Source organism: Corynebacterium jeikeium (assembly GCF_028609885.1).
Lineage (GTDB): Bacteria > Actinomycetota > Actinomycetes > Mycobacteriales > Mycobacteriaceae > Corynebacterium > Corynebacterium jeikeium.
The window spans coordinates 1,542,017-1,560,052 of the sequence record NZ_CP063195.1; the positions used below are offsets into that span (position 1 = coordinate 1,542,017).

General features: G+C 61.5%; 12 protein-coding genes, 2 tRNA genes and 1 pseudogene. 9 read left to right on the plus strand and 6 right to left on the minus strand.

The genetic code is table 11. The annotated features are described in order from the left end of the window. Positions 1 to 36: 36 nt before the first annotated feature. From kdpF to CJEIK_RS06900, 7 genes are all read left to right on the plus strand, one after another. Positions 37 to 129, plus strand: coding sequence for a K(+)-transporting ATPase subunit F (gene kdpF / locus CJEIK_RS06870; protein ID WP_034964313.1), 93 nt, complete (start codon positions 37 to 39; stop codon positions 127 to 129). Then, positions 126 to 1,778 (plus strand): potassium-transporting ATPase subunit KdpA, encoded by a 1,653-nt coding sequence (gene kdpA / locus CJEIK_RS06875; RefSeq protein WP_005292806.1) that lies wholly within the window; start codon positions 126 to 128, stop codon positions 1,776 to 1,778. Before kdpF ends, kdpA begins: the two co-directional genes overlap by 4 nt. Continuing rightward, entirely contained in the window at positions 1,775 to 3,991 is a 2,217-nt protein-coding gene (gene kdpB, locus CJEIK_RS06880; RefSeq protein ID WP_005292809.1) for a potassium-transporting ATPase subunit KdpB, read from the plus strand. The genes kdpA and kdpB overlap by 4 nt, the downstream gene beginning before the upstream one ends. 52 nt (positions 3,992 to 4,043) lie before the next feature. Next, a complete protein-coding gene (kdpC, locus tag CJEIK_RS06885) occupies positions 4,044 to 4,637 on the plus strand; it encodes a K(+)-transporting ATPase subunit C (protein WP_005292811.1) in 594 nt (197 codons plus the stop codon). Between the two features lie 152 nt (positions 4,638 to 4,789). Beyond that, positions 4,790 to 7,504: a sensor histidine kinase gene (locus CJEIK_RS06890; RefSeq protein ID WP_005292814.1), complete on the plus strand. Its 2,715-nt coding sequence runs from the start codon at positions 4,790 to 4,792 to the stop codon at positions 7,502 to 7,504. Beyond that, the gene (locus tag CJEIK_RS06895; RefSeq protein ID WP_005292816.1) at positions 7,501 to 8,193 is read left to right on the plus strand and encodes a response regulator; all 693 of its coding nucleotides are present in this window, start codon (positions 7,501 to 7,503) and stop codon (positions 8,191 to 8,193) included. The genes CJEIK_RS06890 and CJEIK_RS06895 overlap by 4 nt, the downstream gene beginning before the upstream one ends. A 149-nt stretch (positions 8,194 to 8,342) precedes the next feature. Beyond that, positions 8,343 to 10,859: an esterase-like activity of phytase family protein gene (locus CJEIK_RS06900; protein WP_034964315.1), complete on the plus strand. Its 2,517-nt coding sequence runs from the start codon at positions 8,343 to 8,345 to the stop codon at positions 10,857 to 10,859. A 162-nt stretch (positions 10,860 to 11,021) separates the two neighbouring features. Here CJEIK_RS06900 and CJEIK_RS06905 read toward each other — a convergent pair. Then, a pseudogene (locus tag CJEIK_RS06905) lies at positions 11,022 to 11,177 on the minus strand (NAD(P)(+) transhydrogenase (Re/Si-specific) subunit beta); the annotation flags it as partial. An 81-nt stretch (positions 11,178 to 11,258) separates the two neighbouring features. Between CJEIK_RS06905 and CJEIK_RS06910 the strand changes: the two are divergent. Further along, positions 11,259 to 12,086, plus strand: a complete 828-nt coding sequence (locus tag CJEIK_RS06910; RefSeq protein WP_248623846.1) for a hypothetical protein — start codon at positions 11,259 to 11,261, stop codon at positions 12,084 to 12,086. A 301-nt stretch (positions 12,087 to 12,387) separates the two neighbouring features. Next, positions 12,388 to 13,572 (plus strand): IS256-like element IS3509 family transposase, encoded by a 1,185-nt coding sequence (locus tag CJEIK_RS06915; RefSeq protein ID WP_011273851.1) that lies wholly within the window; start codon positions 12,388 to 12,390, stop codon positions 13,570 to 13,572. 114 nt (positions 13,573 to 13,686) lie between these two features. On the opposite strand, the gene CJEIK_RS06920 is transcribed toward CJEIK_RS06915, so the two are convergent. From CJEIK_RS06920 to CJEIK_RS06940, 5 genes are all read right to left on the minus strand, one after another. Further along, a tRNA-Glu gene (locus tag CJEIK_RS06920) sits at positions 13,687 to 13,759 on the minus strand. A 1-nt stretch (position 13,760) separates the two neighbouring features. Then, a tRNA-Gln gene (locus tag CJEIK_RS06925) sits at positions 13,761 to 13,832 on the minus strand. A 221-nt stretch (positions 13,833 to 14,053) separates the two neighbouring features. After that, positions 14,054 to 15,556 (minus strand): glutamate--tRNA ligase, encoded by a 1,503-nt coding sequence (gene gltX, locus CJEIK_RS06930; RefSeq protein ID WP_034964316.1) that lies wholly within the window; start codon positions 15,554 to 15,556, stop codon positions 14,054 to 14,056. Positions 15,557 to 15,696: 140 nt separating this feature from the next. Further along, positions 15,697 to 16,785 carry a CE1 family esterase gene (locus CJEIK_RS06935; RefSeq protein WP_005292830.1) on the minus strand — a complete coding sequence of 363 codons (1,089 nt, stop codon included), beginning with the start codon at positions 16,783 to 16,785 and terminating at the stop codon, positions 15,697 to 15,699. A gap of 71 nt (positions 16,786 to 16,856) precedes the next feature. Further along, on the minus strand, positions 16,857 to 17,948 hold the full coding sequence (locus CJEIK_RS06940; protein WP_231913260.1) for a CE1 family esterase: 1,092 nt from the start codon (positions 17,946 to 17,948) through the stop codon (positions 16,857 to 16,859). Positions 17,949 to 18,036: the final 88 nt, after the last annotated feature.

The window sequence follows — 18,036 nt, forward strand, 5'->3', positions numbered from 1 at the left end:
CGCAATGGGTGCCGCCTTGAAGGCGGTGGACAAGCTATGAGCTGGGAACTGATCGTCGGTGGGATCCTGGGGATCCTGGCCATCATCTACCTGTTGGTTGCCCTGTTGAACCCGGAGAAGTTCTCATGAGCGGGGCCATCACAGGGTGGATCCCTGTCATCATGGTCATCATTGCCCTCGCGGCTTTCTACGTGCCGCTGGGCAACTACATGGCCGCCACGTTCACATCCAAGAGGCACAATGCCTTCGAACGTGGCTTCTATCGCCTGATCGGCGTAAACCCCGACGGCCAGCAAAAGTGGACTCGCTACTGCGCAAGCCTGTTGGCGTTTTCTGCCCTCAGTGTCGTGTTCGTTTACCTGCTGCAGCGCGTGCAGCAGGCGCTGCCCCTGAACCACGGCAAGGAGCCCGTGCACTGGGACCAGGCGTGGAACACCGCCGTATCCTTCACGACTAACACCAACTGGCAGTCCTACTCCGGTGAGACGGCCATGACCATCCTCACCCAGATGGCGGGCCTGGCAGTGCAGAACTTCGTGTCCGCCGCGGTGGGCATCACCGTGGCCATCGCGCTGATCCGCGGCCTGGCCAACCGCATGGGCAACGGCCAAATCGGCAACTTCTGGGTCGACTTGACCCGCGCGGTCTTCCGCATCCTGCTGCCGATGGCAATCATCGGTGCGATCCTGCTGATTTCCCAGGGTGCGATCCAGAACTTCCACGCTCCGACCACTGTGGAGACGATCACGGGTGGCCAGCAGACCATTCCGGGCGGTGCAGTGGCCTCGCAGGAAGTCATCAAGGAGCTGGGCACCAACGGCGGTGGCTACTTCAACGCCAACTCCGCCCACCCGTTTGAGAACCCGAACGCATGGACCAACATGCTGGAGATCTTCCTCATCCTGGTGATCCCGGTTAGCCTGACCCGCACCTTCGGCAAGATGGTGAACGACACCCGTCAGGGTTGGGCAGTTCTGGCCGCCATGGCCGTGCTGTACTTCGCTTCCCTGGCAGTCGTGATGTCCAGCGAAACCTCCCTGGCTGCCTTCCAGGGCGGTGGCATGGAAGGTAAGGAGTACCGCCTGGGCGTGCTGCCTTCCTCCTTCTTCGCCGTCACCACGACAATGACGTCGACGGGCGCGGTGGACTCCTTCCACTCCAGTTACCACCCGCTGGCTGGCGGCATGCTGATCCTGGACATGATGCTGGGCGAGATCTCCCCTGGTGGCGTGGGCACTGGCCTGTACGGCATGCTCATGATCGCCCTGCTCAGCGTGTTCGTCGCGGGCCTGATGGTCGGCCGTACCCCGGAGTACCTCGGCAAGCGCATCGGCGTTTCCGAGATCACGAAGGTCAGCCTGTACATCCTGGTCATGCCGACGTTGGTGCTGGCCGGTGTGGGTATTTCCGCCATGCTGCCCGATACCCGCGACTCGGTATCCGCAGCCGGTCCGCACGGCTTCAGCGACATTGTCTACGCCTACACCTCGGCCTCCAACAACAATGGTTCCGCGTTCGCCGGCTTCGGTGCAGATACCCCGTGGTTCAACATCACCCTGGGTCTGTGCATGTTGCTGGGCCGCTTCCTGCCGATCGTCTTCGCGCTGGCACTGGCCGGAGACTTCGCTAAGCAAAAGCCGGCTGCCGAAAACGCCGGTACTCTACCCACCCACCGCCCGCAGTTCGTGGGAGTGATGGTCGGTATCGCCATCATCGTTGGCGCGCTGACCTTCCTGCCCACCCTGGTCCTCGGCCCGTTGACGGAGGCTCTGTCATGACAACCCTAAATGCTCCTTCGCGCACTGAAGCGAAGCGTGCGACGGCTCCGGCCACGCACGACAAGAAGAAAAACGAGGGCGCTTTTTCCGCAGCCCAGTTGAAGCAGGCTCTGCCGCTGGCGCTAAAGAAGATGGATCCGCGCCTGCTGTACAAAACGCCAGTGATGTTCCTGGTGGAGGTCGGCGCGCTGTTCACCTTGGTTTTGGCGATCGCGCATCCTTCCCTGTTCACCTGGTCCATCACCGTGTGGCTGTGGCTGACCGTTCTGTTCGCCACCCTGGCCGAATCTGTGGCCGAGGGTCGCGGTAAGGCGCAGGCGGACGCCCTGCGTGCCACCCGCACCCAGTCGAACGCCCTGAAGTTCACCGGTTCCGACGTGAACGATCCCCACCTGGCACCGGCGCTGGAAAACTCCGGCGCGGGCATGCAGGAGGTCACCGAGGAGGTCTCCAGCGAGTCCCTGCTGCCGGGCGATATCGTGCTGGTCAGCGCCGGTAGCGTGATCCCCGCCGACGGTGACGTCATCATGGGCGCCGCCAGCGTGGACGAGTCCGCCGTCACCGGCGAATCCGCACCCGTTATCCGCGAATCTGGCGGTGACCGCTCCGCCGTCACGGGTGGTACCCGCGTGCTCTCTGATGCGATTGCTATCCGCGTGACCAGCAAGCCGGGCGAGTCCTTTATGGACCGCATGATCGGCCTGGTCGAGGGCGCGGAGCGCAAGAAGACCCCGAACGAATTGGCCCTGGGCACCCTGCTGATCGTGCTGACGATCATCTTCATGATCGTGGTGTTGGCTCTTGCCCCGATGGCCGCGTTCAACGGTGCCGAGCAGTCCCCCGTGGTGCTGGTCGCTCTGCTTGTCTGTTTGATCCCCACCACCATTGGCGCGCTTCTGTCCGCCATCGGCATCGCGGGCATGGACCGCCTGGTGCAGCACAACGTCCTGGCCATGTCGGGCCGCGCCGTCGAGGCCGCGGGTGACGTAGCCACCCTGCTGTTGGACAAGACGGGCACCATCACCATCGGTGACCGCCAGGCCAGCGAGTTCGTCGCCATGGAGGGCATTAACCAGGAAGAACTCATCTACGCCTGCCAGCTATCTTCCCTGGCCGACGAGACCCCGGAGGGCCGCTCCATCGTGCAGCTCGCCGAGAAGCAGTCCGGCCTGGCCATCCCGGAAGAGACCTTCCGCAACGCAGAGTTCATCCCCTTCACCGCGCAGACCCGTATGAGTGGCATCCAGCTGCCCGCCGGCGCCGGAGAGCACACGGAGTGGTCCACAGGCCACCAGGCCGCGCACCGCAAGATCGTCAAGGGCGCAGCCTCCGAAGTTGCGAAGCTCGTGACGAACCTCGGCGGAGACGTCCCGCCGTCCATCACCGACGTCGTCAACGACATCTCCAACAGCGGTGGCACCGCACTGGTCGTGGCAGAAATCGCCCTGGACTCCCAGGGTGAAGACGTCACCGGCCGGGTGTTGGGCGTCATCCACCTCAAAGACGTAGTAAAGCCAGGCATGACGGAGCGCTTCGAGCAGCTACGCAAGATGGGCATCCGCACCGTCATGGTCACCGGCGATAACGCCCTGACCGCGAAAGCCATCGCTGCAGAGGCGGGCGTGGACGATGTCCTCGCGGAGGCAACCCCGGAGCAGAAACTGGAGTTGATCCGCAAGGAGCAGACCAAGGGGCGCCTGGTGGCCATGACCGGCGACGGTACGAACGACGCTCCCGCCTTGGCCCAGGCCGACGTGGGCGTGGCGATGAACACCGGCACCACCGCGGCCAAGGAAGCCGGCAACATGGTGGATCTGGATTCCGACCCGACCAAGCTCATCGACGTCGTGGCCATCGGCAAGCAGTTGCTGATCACCCGCGGTGCACTGACCACCTTCAGTATCGCCAATGACATTGCGAAGTACTTCGCCATCATTCCCGCGATGTTCGTGGTTGCCTTCCCAGGCCTGTCGGCGCTGAACATCATGCGCCTGCACTCCCCCGAGTCCGCGATCCTTTCTGCCGTGATCTTTAACGCGCTGGTCATTATCGCGCTGATCCCGCTGGCGCTGAAGGGCGTGAAGTACCGTGCGGGTTCTGCAGCCTCGCTGCTGTCACGCAACTTGACCATCTTTGGTTTGGGCGGCGTGATCGTACCGTTCATTGGCATCAAGATCATCGACCTGATTATCTCCGGAGTCTTCGGGCTCTAACCCTCTTGGGCTGGCAACCGCCGGCCCGCTTTGAAAGGAAACACAGAGAACAATGGCACGCGCAACATCTAGCAACGGCTTGCGTCTGGCCTCCACCACGGTGCGCATCTTCTTCCTGCTGACGTTGATCCTGGGAATTATCTACCCTGCGTTCATGGTCGGTGTGGGGCGAATCATGCCCGCCAAGGCGGACGGATCGATGATCACCAACGCTGATGGCCAAACCGCCGGTTCCACCCTTATCGCTCAGGAAGTCACGAAGCCGGGCTTCTTCTTCCCTCGCCCTTCTGCTGCTGGGGATAATGGTTATGACGCCATGTCGTCCTCCGCCACCAACCTGTCCCCCTACAGCAAGGAGTACCAGGAGGCCATCGCCTCCAAGCGCGACGAGGTTGCCCAACGCGAGGGTGTCTCCCCCGATGAGGTTCCGGTGGACGCCGTGACCTCCTCCGGCTCCGGCTTGGATCCGCACATCTCCACCGCCTATGCGAAGCTGCAGGCTCCGCGTGTGGCGAAGGAGCGCAAACTGGACCAGCAGAAAGTGGAGCAGCTGGTATCGGAGGCCACCGAGGGCAACTACACCGGTAGTGCCGACGGTGCGCCGGTGAACGTGGTGAAGCTGAACAAGGCGCTGAGCGAGCTGTAACAGGCGAGCTATAGCGAGGCCGCAGCGGGCGCGGACACGTGCCCGCAAAACCCAGGCGCGGTCGGTCTCAAGGTGTAAAACAGGCACTAGCGCCCGGACGCGTGGCGTCCAAACATTTCAGCGCAAGATAAACAACAGGAGTAACAACAACAATGACTAAGCGTGGCACGCTGAAGGTGTACCTCGGCTTCGCCCCAGGCGTGGGCAAGACGTGTGCCATGCTCAGCGAAGCGCACGACTTGTACGACCGCGGGCGGGACGTGCTGGTCGGCATCGTGGAAGACCACGGGCGCGAACGCACCCGCAAGCTCACCGAGGGGCTGCCCATGTTGCCGCGCAAAACGGTCCCACACCGTGGCGGCAACTACGAGGAGCTGGACCTCGAGGCGGCGCTGGAGGCGCACCCGGAGATCATTCTGGTCGATGAGCTGGCGCACACCGTGGTGGGCGCGCAAGATACGGACGGCAGCCGCCCTGCCGAGGCAGCCAAGCGCTGGCACGACGTGTACGCGCTGCTTGATGCCGGCATCGACGTCATCTCCACGATGAACATCCAGCACCTGGAATCCCTCAACGACGTGGTCTCGGCCGTCACCGGTACGCGCCAGCTAGAGACGGTGCCGGACCAGGTTCTTCGGGACGCCGACGAGATCGAGCTGGTGGACCTCTCCCCCGACGCTTTGCGGATCCGCTTGGCCCGCGGTGAAGTCTACCGCCAGCAACAGGCCGAGACCGCGCTGAATAACTACTTTCGCGTAGGCAACCTGACCGCCCTGCGCGAACTGAGTCTGTTGTGGTTGGCCGACAAGGTCGACGAGGGGCTGGCGAAATACCGCGAAGACAAAAAGATCAAGGAAAACTGGCCGACCCGGGAGCGCGTGGTGGTCGCCGTGCGCGGCGATGATGTCTCCGAAGCGCTGATCCGCCGCGGGGCTCGCATCACCCAGCGCGTGGCCGGGCGCGAGATGCTGGTGGTCTACGTCTCCGGCGCCGACGAAGCCTTGGGGGTTGATCTCCCCGAGCGACTGCGGCGCCTACAGGAACTCACCGAATCCCTCGACGGACAATGGCGCGTGATCGAAGGCGATGACATTGCCAACACCCTGCTAGAGTTCGCGCGGACCGTCAACGCCTCACAATTGGTGATCGGCCTGGGCACGCGCATGAGCCGGCTGTTTAGCTCCACTGCCCACAAGATCATCGACGGTTCCGGACGCATCGACGTGCACATCGTTTCTACATCTAGTGTCTCGTCCGACGACGATGCCACGAAGATGTCTAAGAGAGTGCTTCGGAAAGCTTCCCAGTTAATGGGGCTCACCCGGGATCGCGGGACGGGACTGGATACTTCGAAGCAGCTCAGCCCCACGCGCCGCTGGATCGGGTGGTTGCTGGCCGTGCCAGGCCCCATCCTCTTAACGCTCCTCGTGCTGCCGTTCTTCCGCGAAAGCGGGGCCTTGGGTTCCATCCTTTTGGGCTATTTGACGATCGCAGTTTTCGCAGCCCTGGCCGGTGGCTTCGGCCCGGCTATCGTGGCGGTGATCATCGGCTCGGTCATGGCCAACTGGTTCTTTACACACCCCTATCACACCCTCACGGTGACCGAGCCGGCGAACCTTGTGCAGATAGTCCTGTTCTTTGTCATTTCTGCAGCGGTGGCGGTGGTCGTGGATATTGCAGAGAGGCGCCGCGCCATTGCCAACCGGCGCCTCGGCCAGGCCGTTGTGCTCTCCGACTTAGCACGCGGTGCGCTGGACGAAGGCGACGACATCCGCAGTCTGCTTGCTCGCTTGCGGGAAACCTTCAACCTGGAGCGGGTAGACCTGCAGCAGTATTCGAAGGAACGCAAGAAGTGGGTCACGATGGCAACCACCGATCCGGGTGGTATCGGTGTGCCGTGGCCTAGCAAAAAGGCACCGTCGCATGTTGGTGCAGGTGATGGCATGCGCTTCGTCCTCGACGGGCGCGACCTGACCCCTGCCGAGGATGCGATGATCGAAGCTCACGGCGCCCGCATCACCGCGATTTACGACCGCGAGGAGATCGATGCAATGCGCCGGGCAACGGCCGCGCTGGAGGCCGGCAACCGTGTGGGCACCGCTCTGCTCACCGCGGTGTCCCACGACCTGCGCACTCCCCTGGCCGGTATCAAGGCCGCAGTCAGTGCGCTGAACATGGACGACATGGAGTTGGATGAAGAATCCCGATCGCTGCTGATGGAAACCATCGAATCCAGCACCGATCGGCTGGAGACCGTCATCGGCAACCTGCTGGACATGAGCCGCGTGAATTCCAACACCGTCGCCGTGCACCGCGCCAAGGTGCACTACAACACCGTGGTCGACGCAGTTCTGGCGGAGCTGCCCGAGGCAACACAGCACGTCGATTCTTTTATTGACGCCACCGTTCCGCCCGTCTTAGGCGATGCCGGTCTAGTGCAACGCATCATTGCGAACATTGTGGTTAATGCTCGCACCTACGCGCCGAATTCCCGGATCGAACTGCACGCCCAGCAGGTTGCAGCGGGTGCCGACGATCTGGCAGGTGCCGACGATCGGACTGGCGCAGAAACAGGCGCCGTGGAGCTTGCAATTGTCGACCACGGCCCAGGCTTCCCCTCGGAGCACCTTACGGACGTGTTCACCCCCTTCCAGCGCCTCGGCGATCAGTCGGCCAACCACAACGGGCTGGGTTTGGGCTTGGCTGTCGCCCGTGGCTTTGCCGAAGCCATGAACGGATGCCTCGAAGCCCGTAACACCCCAGGTGGAGGCGCCACACTGGTTCTTTCCCTTCCAACGGCAACGGGGGAACTTGAAGACGGTGAAGAACGTGGCGTCCAGAAGAAAGTACAAGGAGAAGCGCCATGAGCGGCGAAAAGATTTTGATGGTCGAAGACGACGTGGCGCTGGCTAACGCGGTGCTAGTGACTCTGCGGGCGCGTGGCTACAACGTACAGGTGGCGACGACGGCGACGAAGGCGATTCAGGTGGCCTCGAAGTGGCACCCGCAGGCGGTGCTGCTGGATCTGGGGCTGCCCGATCTGAGTGGCCTGGAGGTGCTGCGCGCGCTGCGGAATTGGACGGATATTCCCGTGCTGGTGGTTTCCGCACGCCACGACGAATCGGGCAAGATCAACGCACTGGATGAGGGCGCGGACGATTACGTGACCAAGCCATTTTCCGTCGGCGAGCTGCTGGCCCGGCTGCGGGCGGCGCTGCGAAGGGCGCCCGGCGCGCCGATTCCGGAGGAGCCCGTGGTGGAGACCTCCGACGGGCGCGTGGTGTTTGATCTACCGAACCAGCGGGTGACCGTCGACGGGCAGGACGTGCATCTGACCCCGCGGGAATGGGGCATTGCCGAGCATATGATCCGCCACCGCGGAACTCTGGTGACAAAGGTGGAGCTGCTGCAGGCGGTGTGGGGGCAGGCCTACAAAAAGGAGACGAACTACCTGCGGGTCTATGTCTCTCAGCTGAGGTCGAAGCTGGAGGTTGATCCGAGTAACCCACAGTACTTCACGACCGAGACGGGCATCGGCTACCGCCTGATACTGTGACGGGGTGCCGCCAGCGCCGGCGAAGGGGCAACCAACACCGCGAATGAGTTCACCTGACGGCCATGTTGCCGTAAACCTAGCGCAAAAAAGAGGTGGAAACATGTGTCTGGTTTTATTCATAATTCGCACATAGATAGGCGCGGCTCTTCATGCAGCTCAACAACTTCAAAAACTCGGTCTCCCAGCGTGCACAGCGTGCTCGGCGCTCCCAACGCAAGGTCGCAGGGATTTCCCTGGCTCTAGCGGTGATTCCCTTCGCCGCGGTTCCCGCAGCGCACGCAACCGCAGGCTCCGAGACCGTGGTCGGATCCACCCTGGGATCTTCCAGCTTCGGCTCCTCGGCTGGGTCTTCTGTGACGGGTTCTTCCCTGTCTGGGTCTAAGGGTCCTGCTGGTTCCACCGGCTCCTCGCAGCCGGGCACCCCAGAGGCTCCGGGCGCGCAGTCCACATTTGAACGCACTGCGACCTACCCGGTGTACGAAAACCGTCCCGAGGGCGAGGATAAGTCCGCGGCGACCGTGGCGGAGATCTCCACGATCTCCAAGGACGGCAAGACGCTGATCCACACGGACGCCCTGGCGCAGCGCATCGGCTTCATCGACATCAGCAACCCGAACGCTCCGAAGGGCCTGGGCACCCTGGATCTGAAGGCACAGGGGCACGCCAAGGACGAGCCGACCTCCGTAGCTGTGTACGGCGACTACCTGCTGGTGGTTATCGACGAGACGGGAGGCGACTTCGCCAACCCGAAGGGCCGCGTGGACATCGTGCGGGTCTCCGACCGCACCCGCGTTTCCTCCATCGACTTGCAGGGGCAGCCGGATTCCATCGCCATCTCCCCCGCTGGCGCGCCGGGCAAGCCCAAGGCCGCCATCGCCATGGAGAACCAGCGCAACGAGGAACACAACGACGGCAACCTGCCGCAGCTGCCCACCGGCTTTGTGCAGACCATCGACCTGTCCGGGGATGCCAAGGATTGGAAGGCCACCCCGATCCGCTTCGAGGACGAAAATGGCAAGCTGCTGGACGAAGTAAAGAAGGCCGGGCTGGATACCCCCGAGGACCTGGAGCCGGAGTACGTCAGCATCAACAGCAAGAACCAGCTGGCCGTCACCCTGCAGGAGAACAACGGCGTAGCCATCATCGACCTGCAGACCAACCGCATCACCAACGTGTTCAGTGCAGGCAGTACTGAGGTCAAGGGCGTCGACACTCAGTCCGATAAGCTCATCAACCCCACCGATACTCTGCCCGCCACCCCGCGCGAGCCGGACGCCATCGCATGGATCGACGATAACCACGTAGCCACCGCCAACGAGGGCGATTGGAAGGGCGGAACCCGCGGCTGGACCGTCTTCGATACCAGCGGCAAGATCATCTGGGATGCCGGCAACTCCGTGGAGAACCTGGCCATCCGCCACGGCCTGCACAACAACAAGCGCGCCAAGAAGAAGGGCGTGGAGATCGAGGGCATCGCCACCGCCAAGATGAATGGCACCAACTACGCCTTCGTCGGCTCCGAGCGCTCCAACTTCGTGGCCGTGTACAACGTCAACGATCCGGCGAACCCTCAGTTCGTGCAGATGCTGTTCACCACCAACGGCCCGGAGGGAATCCTGCCGATCCCGGAGCGCAACATGCTAGCCGTTTCCAGTGAGGTCGACGAGCCGGACAACGCCGTGCGTAGCGCGGTGACGCTATATCGTCTGGGTGGCCAGGAATCCCAGCCCTCCATTGTTTCCGCCGACGAGGGCGATGCACCGATCGGCTGGGGTGCGCTGGGTGCTCTTACTGCCGACCCGAAGGACGCCAACCGCCTGTACGCGGCCTCCGACTCCGCGTACGCCAACGGTTGGGTTTACACGATCGATGCCTCCAAGCAGCCCGCCGTAATAACCGAACGCCGCGCCGTGAAGCGCGACGGTGCCCCGGCTGAGGATCTGGACATCGAGGGCATTTCCGTTGCCGCCGACGGTGGCTTCTGGATTGCCTCCGAGGGCAAGAAGGGCAAGGATAACCGTCTCTTCCACACCGATAAGGACCTCAATATCACCTCCACGGTCGAACTCCCTGCCGACGTTGCTGAGCACATCGGCAAGTGGGGGCTAGAGGGCGTCAGTTCCACAAAGGACGAAAACGGCGTGGAACAGCTCTTCGTCGCCGTGCAGCGGCCGCTGTGGAAGGACCCGGAGGCAAAGAAGCTCGAGGCGCTGGAAGGTGAGAACACCACGCGCATCGGCAAGTACAACACGAAGACCAAGCAGTGGCAGTGGTTTGGCTACGAACTGGAGAAGCCAGCCGGCAAAGGCGACTGGATGGGCCTGTCGGAGATCACCGCATTGGATGATAAGCACCTGCTGGTAGTTGAGCGGGACAAGCTGAACGGCCCGGACGCGAAGGTCAAACGTGTGATGAAGGTGACTTTGCCCGAGGGCGGCGCTGAGGGTGAAGCCACTGGCGCGAATGGTGGCGAGCTGCCGATGGTCAAGAAGGAGCTGGCCGTGGACGTGCTGCCGAAGCTGCGTGCCACCAATGGCTGGACGCAGGAGAAACTGGAAGGCTTCACCATCGCGGCGGATGGCCAGATGTACGCGGTGACGGATAATGACGCGCTGGAGGATGCGACCGGCGAGACCGTCTTCCTGCGCCTGGGCAAGGTGAGGTAGGCAGGCAAATCCCGCCTGCTATTCCAGGCGAATGTCCCAAATCTTCGAGTTATTAAAAGTAGCGGGTGTGCAGCTAATTATTGCAACGCGCTGACCTGCAGAAACAGAATAGTTATATTCTAAGACCTGGAATTTGGGACATTCCCCCTCCCCCCCCGGGCAGAGCTCTGGCAGGCCCCAGGGGGAACCCGGCTCTTCAGCAATTGGGTTGACGGTGTCGTTCGTGCCGATGACCAGCACCGCGTCGATGTCCCCGAAGTCGTCATCGACCTCGTCGAGTTCAAGGACAATGCCATAAGGCACCTTGGCCTCGGCACTGTGGAGGTGCCAATGAAAGCCATTCAGAGTTTCCGAAGCAAAGCCATGCGGAGCTTCCAAAACTTGCGTACTCTCACTGCCATGTTTGGACTATTCGGTAAAAAGAAGAACAACACCACCGCAGCACAACAAGAAACCCAGCAAGCAGCAGATCAGCAAGCAGCCGCTCAGCACGGCAGCTTGAGCTTTCAGCTCGGCAGCGAAGGCTACGGCACCTTAACCGCCCCGAATGGAGAGCTGGTCTACGGCATCATCTCCCCCACCCCAAAGGATGTGGAGAACTACTCCTATGCCGACCAGATCCTGCCGGGAGTCTACCGCTTCCTCGCCACCGTAGATTCCGGCTTCAAACCCCTTTCCGACGCTGATCTGCCGGAGGGCTTCAACGTGGATCAGCCGGTTCTCGGCGACGCGAACTTCCCGGGCACAGACCAGCCCGCAACCAACTACACCTTTTGGGCAGTCGCTTCCGGAGCCACAGAGCGTAAGTCCCTCGAAACGCTGAAGATTGCACGCGCTGGCGATGTCTTCTTCCAGGTTAAGTCTGACTTTCCATTCGGCGCGACGCTCGCGCTAATGTTCGATCGCTTCCTGCAGATCACCAGGATTCCTGACCACGGCCACGGCCACGTGGTTTCCATGCCCGGTGGCAGCACGGTTCTGGTTCACCCAGTGGTGCCGAACCAGCCGGCGGACAACATCATGCAGCAGATGGCTCAGACCCGCCACGAGCTGCGCCAGCACCCGGTGAACGTCTCTCCCCTGATGTTCTGGGTGCACGATAACCACTGGGATGTTCTCACCGCCAAGGACGGCGTATCCCTCTTCCTGCCGGAGAGCTTCCCCGTGCAGCGCAATGCCGACGGCGCGCCGCTCATGTCCGACGGCAACGCGGGCACCCGCGCTTAGCTCTCGCGCATTTCTTCCGGCGCATATCCACGTCGTATCTGGTGCTAAACCACGCGAACCGCTTCGAGATGTGCGCGAGCTCCGCCAGTTCGCCAGCTTCCGGGTCGGCTCGGAGCACTACATTCGAGGACAGCAGCCACCTACGATAGGGGTTAATAGACAAAAAGTGTGTCCGCATCCCAGCATAACCGCAGCACACACCCCACAAATCACCGCATAATAGCTCCCCGAAAGCTATTCCCCACACCATCCCACACCTCCGGCCACATCTGTGCTAAACGCACACCGGTTGGATTAAAGGATGACCACCAACCGACCCAGCTGCCCACTATGCAGCAACAACACAAAGAAAAACGGCACCACCAGCAAAGGAACAACCCGCTGGCGCTGCACCAAATGCGGACACTCCTTTACCCGCAGCACCCAAACACACAACAAAAACGCCGCTACCATGACCTGGTTCATCCAATGGATCACCGGCACCCAACCACTGACACAGATTGCAGTTACACAAAACGTCTCAGCAAAAACACTGCAACGCCGCTTCCACTGGTGCTGGTGGATCATCCCCACACCCACCATCGATACTTTCCGTATCTACGACCAGATCTTCCTGGACGCGACCTACCTAAGGTCCGGCTGCCTCCTTATCGCTGCCAGCAAAACCCACGTCATCAACTGGACCTGGGCCAGACAAGAAACCACCGCCGCCTACACCGAACTACTACGCCCCATTGCCGCACCACTTGTCGCAGTGACAGACGGCGGACAAGGCGCCCAATCAGCCATCCACCACTGCTGGCCGACAACACGCATCCAACGCTGCCTCGTCCACGCCCAACGAACAGTCCGCCGCCATACCACCAGCAATCCCCGCACCGACGCAGGCAAAACCATCTACCGCCTAGCCCTGAAACTCACTCGCATCACAGACCTTGACCACGCAGCCGAATGGGTCACCCACCTGCACGAATTCAACCACACCTACCAGGTGTGGATGAACGAGAAAACCACCATCCGCGACCCTGCCACCGGTGCCTACAGCAGGGTCTACACCCACCAACGCGTCCGAGCGGCCTATCAGTCATTACTATCCCTACACCGCAGGGACCTGTTGTTTACCTACCTGCAACCACCACCAACAACCATCAATCCTGACGGACTAGCAGCGACAACAAACAGTCTCGAAGGCGGCATCAACGCCCCAATAAAAGAACTGGCCCGCAGACACCGCGGATTATCACTACCGCATCAACGCACAGTGATGGATTGGTGGCTGTACCTACATACAGAAGTCCCTGACGATCCGGTCAAGATCGCCAGGGACCAGCGATGGGGTCAAGACGCACTTTCCACAGCAACAAACTTGATCACCCACGACACCACAGCCACTACCAATGACATCGGTGCACCAGCAGAATACGACACCGCCATCGACACCAGCTACCAACACAACCTCGGCATCCAAAAAGGCTGGGTCAAATAACCACGACACACCCGGGAAAGACACACATTTTGTCCTTTAACCCTACGATAGCGAAAACCTCCGACCAGCTTCTGAGAAGTGAAACTGACCGGAGGTCATCGTATTCATTATTTGTACCCCGTACGGGATTTGAACCCGTGTTACCGGCGTGAGAGGCCGGCGTCCTAGGCCGCTAGACGAACGGGGCGCTGGCCTACCAGGACTCGAACCTAGAATGACGGTACCAGAAACCGTAGTGTTGCCAATTACACCATAGGCCATCGTTCGTCGAACAAAACCCGCAAGTGACACTCCCCAGATAACCAGGTCGTTGAACACTGCGAACCTCGCTCGCAACGAGGAATACTATAACCAGAACAGTGAATTACAAGCAAATCAGCTGGTAAACGCACATTTTCCGGCCATAGTAAGCTCGCTGCGCCGCTCCCTCACTGCCAGGACGGCACTCGCAAGCGCACCTACCGCTGCGCCCCTTCTGCACCTACTGCTGCGCAGGCGCGAACGGAGTCTGCTCGCGGGCAGCCCGCAGGCGCGCCAGCGTGGACTCCTTGCCCAGCAGCTCCATGGACTCGAACAGCGGCGGGGACACAGCCGCGCCGCTGATGGCCACGCGCAGGGCACCGTAGGCCTTGCGCGGCTTCAGCTCCATCTCCTCGATCAGCTTCGACTGCAGCGCACTCTCGATGACGTCAGTCTTGAACTCCCCGTCCGCGATGGCCTCCAACTGCGCGATGGCAACCTCGAGAACCTCCACCGCGTCCTCCTTCAGGTTCTTCTTGGCAGCCTTCTCATCCAGGGACAAGTCGGCGTCAGAAGTAATGAGGAAGCGCAGCAGACCGTCAGCGTCCGAGAGCGTCTTGATGCGCGTCTGCACCAGCTCCGCGGCGAAGGTGAACTTGTCCGCGGGATAGTCCGCCGGGAAGTCCTTGTACTCCTCCAGGTAGGCGCGCAGGCGCTCGGTGAAGTCGCCCAGCTCGAGCAGGCGGATGTGGTCGGCGTTGATGGCCTCCAGCTTCTTCTGGTCGAAGCGCGCCGGGTTCGGCTTCACGTCCGCCACATCGAAGTTGTCAATGAGCTGCTGCATCGTGAAGATATCCTCGTCCGCGGACAGCGACCAGCCCAGCAGCGACAGGTAGTTCAGCATGCCCTCGGGGATGATGCCGTTGTCGCGGTGGTTAAACAGGTTGGATTCCGGGTCGCGCTTGGAGAGCTTCTTGTTGCCCTCGCCCATCACGAACGGTAGGTGGCCGAATGTAGGTACCTGTTTAGCGACGCCCACCCGTACCAGCGCCTCGTAGAGTGCTATCTGTCGCGGTGTGGATGGCAGCAGATCTTCGCCTCGCAGGACGTGCGTGATCTCCATCAACGCGTCGTCCACCGGGTTAACGAGGGTGTACAGCGGCCGACCGTTAGAGCGAGCGACTACGAAGTCCGGGACGGTCTTGCCGTCCACGCTCATGTCGCCACGGACGAGGTCGTGCCACTCGTAGATGCGGTTGTCGGGCATGCGCAGGCGCCAGACCGGCTCGCGGCCTTCCGCCTTGAACTGCGCGATCTGCTCTTCAGTGAGGTCGCGGTCGTAGTTGTCGTACCCCAACTGCGGGTCGCGGCCTGCAGCCTTGTGGCGAGCCTGGACTTCCTCATTGGTGGAATACGCCGGGTAGACGTCGCCGGATTCCTTCAGCTTCTCCAAAACGTCTGCGTAGATGTCCATACGCTGCGACTGGCGGTAGGGCTCGTGGGGGCCGCCTACCTCAATGCCTTCATCCCAGCCGAGATTCAGCCACTTCAGGGAATCGATGATGGCCTGGTAGGACTCTTCAGAGTCTCGTTTCGCATCGGTATCTTCGATACGGAAGACGAGCTTGCCGCCGGTATGGCGAGCATAAGCCCAGTTGAACAGTGCCGTACGCACCATGCCGACGTGCGGGGTGCCGGTGGGCGACGGGCAGAATCGAACGCGAACTTCGCTAACTTCACTCATGGTATTTAACTGTACCTTTTCGGCTTCCAGCCTTCGCGCTTGCTCTGTATCGTCTCAGTGCCGTCACTGTGCCGTCACTGTGCCGGCTCTGTGCCGGCAAAGCAAAACCCCCGCGCAATGGCGGGGGTGCAGGTCACCGTCTAGGCATGACGTTGGCGCGACAGGAAGTGCCACGCAGCCTGCGGAGCGTCCGGGGCGAAGGCGTGCCAATTGTGGCCGCCGAAGTCCGCCCGCCACAGAACGGTGGAAGCGCGGCAACCGTTGTAGGTGAATCCGCTGGTCAGGGCGTGGGCTGGAGCACCGTGCAGGGTCTGCATGTTGCAGGAATTACGGCGTGCTGCGTTGTCGAAAGCAGCGCGGGCGCCGTAGTAGTGCATACCGTGGAGCACTCCGCCACCGTAGTGCAGCAGAGTGTCGTGCACACCGTGGATCAGCATGGTCGGCACGTTGCGCCCACGGCAGTTGTTCATGGTGGCGTCATAGTAAGCACCAGAAACAGACACGACACCGGCGACCAGATCCGGAGCCTGGCAAGCCAGGTTCATAGCCATGCCGCCACCATTGGACAGGCCAGCCGCGTACACACGGCGGGTGTCAATGTTGTAGCGCTTGGACAGGGAACGCACCATCTCGCGGACGAACGCAACGTCCTCGCCACGGCGAGTCTTGGAGTACGGAGCCCCCTCCCAGGAGCGGTCGATACCCTCTGCGTGGACGATGACAGCCTGGCGACCAGCCACCGCATTGAGGCGGGAAGTGTTTTTCATGTCCGCCGCAGATTGGCCGCGACCGCCAAACACAAAGAGGATCGGCTTCTTGCGGTTCGCCGAGTTCACCGGAACGTCAACAATCGCAGTGCGGGTCTTCCCCTTGACGTTAAAGGTCTGGTAGTTGTTCGCCGGACGCGGGCTCAGGGCGCCAGCGATACCACTGACACCACCAGAGAGGCTCCCTACCAGGCTATTCGGGGCCGCGCTAGCCTGCGGGGTTGCGGACTCGTTGCCAGCAGCAGTGTCCAGGGCCGGGCCTGCCAGGGTGCCTGCGCCAATACCGAGGGCTACAGCCAGGGACAGCGTGAGCTTGCGGAAGCGGCCGCCGCGACGGACCGGGCGGGATGCACAGGAAGCGCCAGAAACTGCGGAATCTACAGAATCAGTGTGAGTAGCCGCGGAAAAAGAGTGGGCGTTCGCGGCTTTCGTGTGAGTAAAACGTGACGAGAATTTTTGCACCGCTCAAACATACACCGGTTGGGCTGTTTTTAGGAACTTTCTCTTACAAAATCCTAAAGTTTGCCATAGCTCTAGCTGGCCGCACCTGGCAGAGTCTTGTTCTGGCGGGCTAGGAAGTTCCAGGCTTCGTTGGCCACGTCAGGGGCAAAGTGCCAGTTGTGCCCCTGGTCATTGATGCGCCAGAACACTGCCTCATCACGGCAGCCCGGGTAGCCAAACTGGGTGACATTGTTCGACTTTTGCTCCACCACTGGCTGCGGAGCACAACCGTTGCGCAGTGCACGGGAGTGGACCAGGCGCGGTGCTGGCAGATATGGCGCATTGTGCAGAGTGCCACCTTCGTAGTGGGTCAGCTCGTCCTGCTGGCCGTGGATCACGAACGTAGGCACCGACTCCGGAGCGCAGCCTTCATTAACGGGATTGTAGAAAGCACCAGAGACGCTGACCACACCGGCGATCAGGTCAGGCGCCTGGCACGAAAGGTTCATCACAAACCCGCCACCGTTAGACATTCCCGCAGCGTAAATGCGGTTACGGTCGATGTTGAACTTCCTGTCCAGCTCGTTGACGATCTGCCGTACGAAGTCCACGTCCTGGCCGCGCTTGCTGGTGGCATACGGGGCACCCTCCCAAGCATTGTTGATGCCACGCGGATAGACCACGATCGCCTCGTTGGCCGCACCGGTGTTCGAGAAGCGCGAGTAACTGCGGTAGTTTTCTGGCGTATCGTCGCGCCCGCCAAAACCAAGCAGCACAGGTGCAGGCTTGTGCGGGTCGTAGGAGGAAGTCACGCTGACAATTGCGCTGCGGATGCTGCCGTCAGGTCGGGTGAACTCGATGTTTTCTGGTTGCCCGGGTTGCGCCCGATCTATTGTTGACGCCGGCTTCGGCGCCGGTGCAGGTTTCGGTGCCGGTGCTGGCTTGGGTGCGGGGGCCGGGGCAGGCGCCGGTGCTGGTGCTGGTTTCGGTGCCGGTGCTGGCTTGGGTGCGGGGGCCGGGGCTTCTTGCGCGTTGGCCGCGCCAGCTCCGCCGAAGAGCGTGGCGGCAAGCATCACTAGCGTCATCGCGACGGATACAGCTACGAGCAGAGCGAAACGCGTAACTCTTCCGGCGATTACGGAGCCAACAGCTTTAACATTCTTAACGGCAGTCACATAAGTCACAAATGTAACATTAGACACAAGTTTCGCTGCTCTTATGCTTTAACACGCCGGAATCTGCGCAAGTTTTTAAGCACTTACTCAGCTGAGT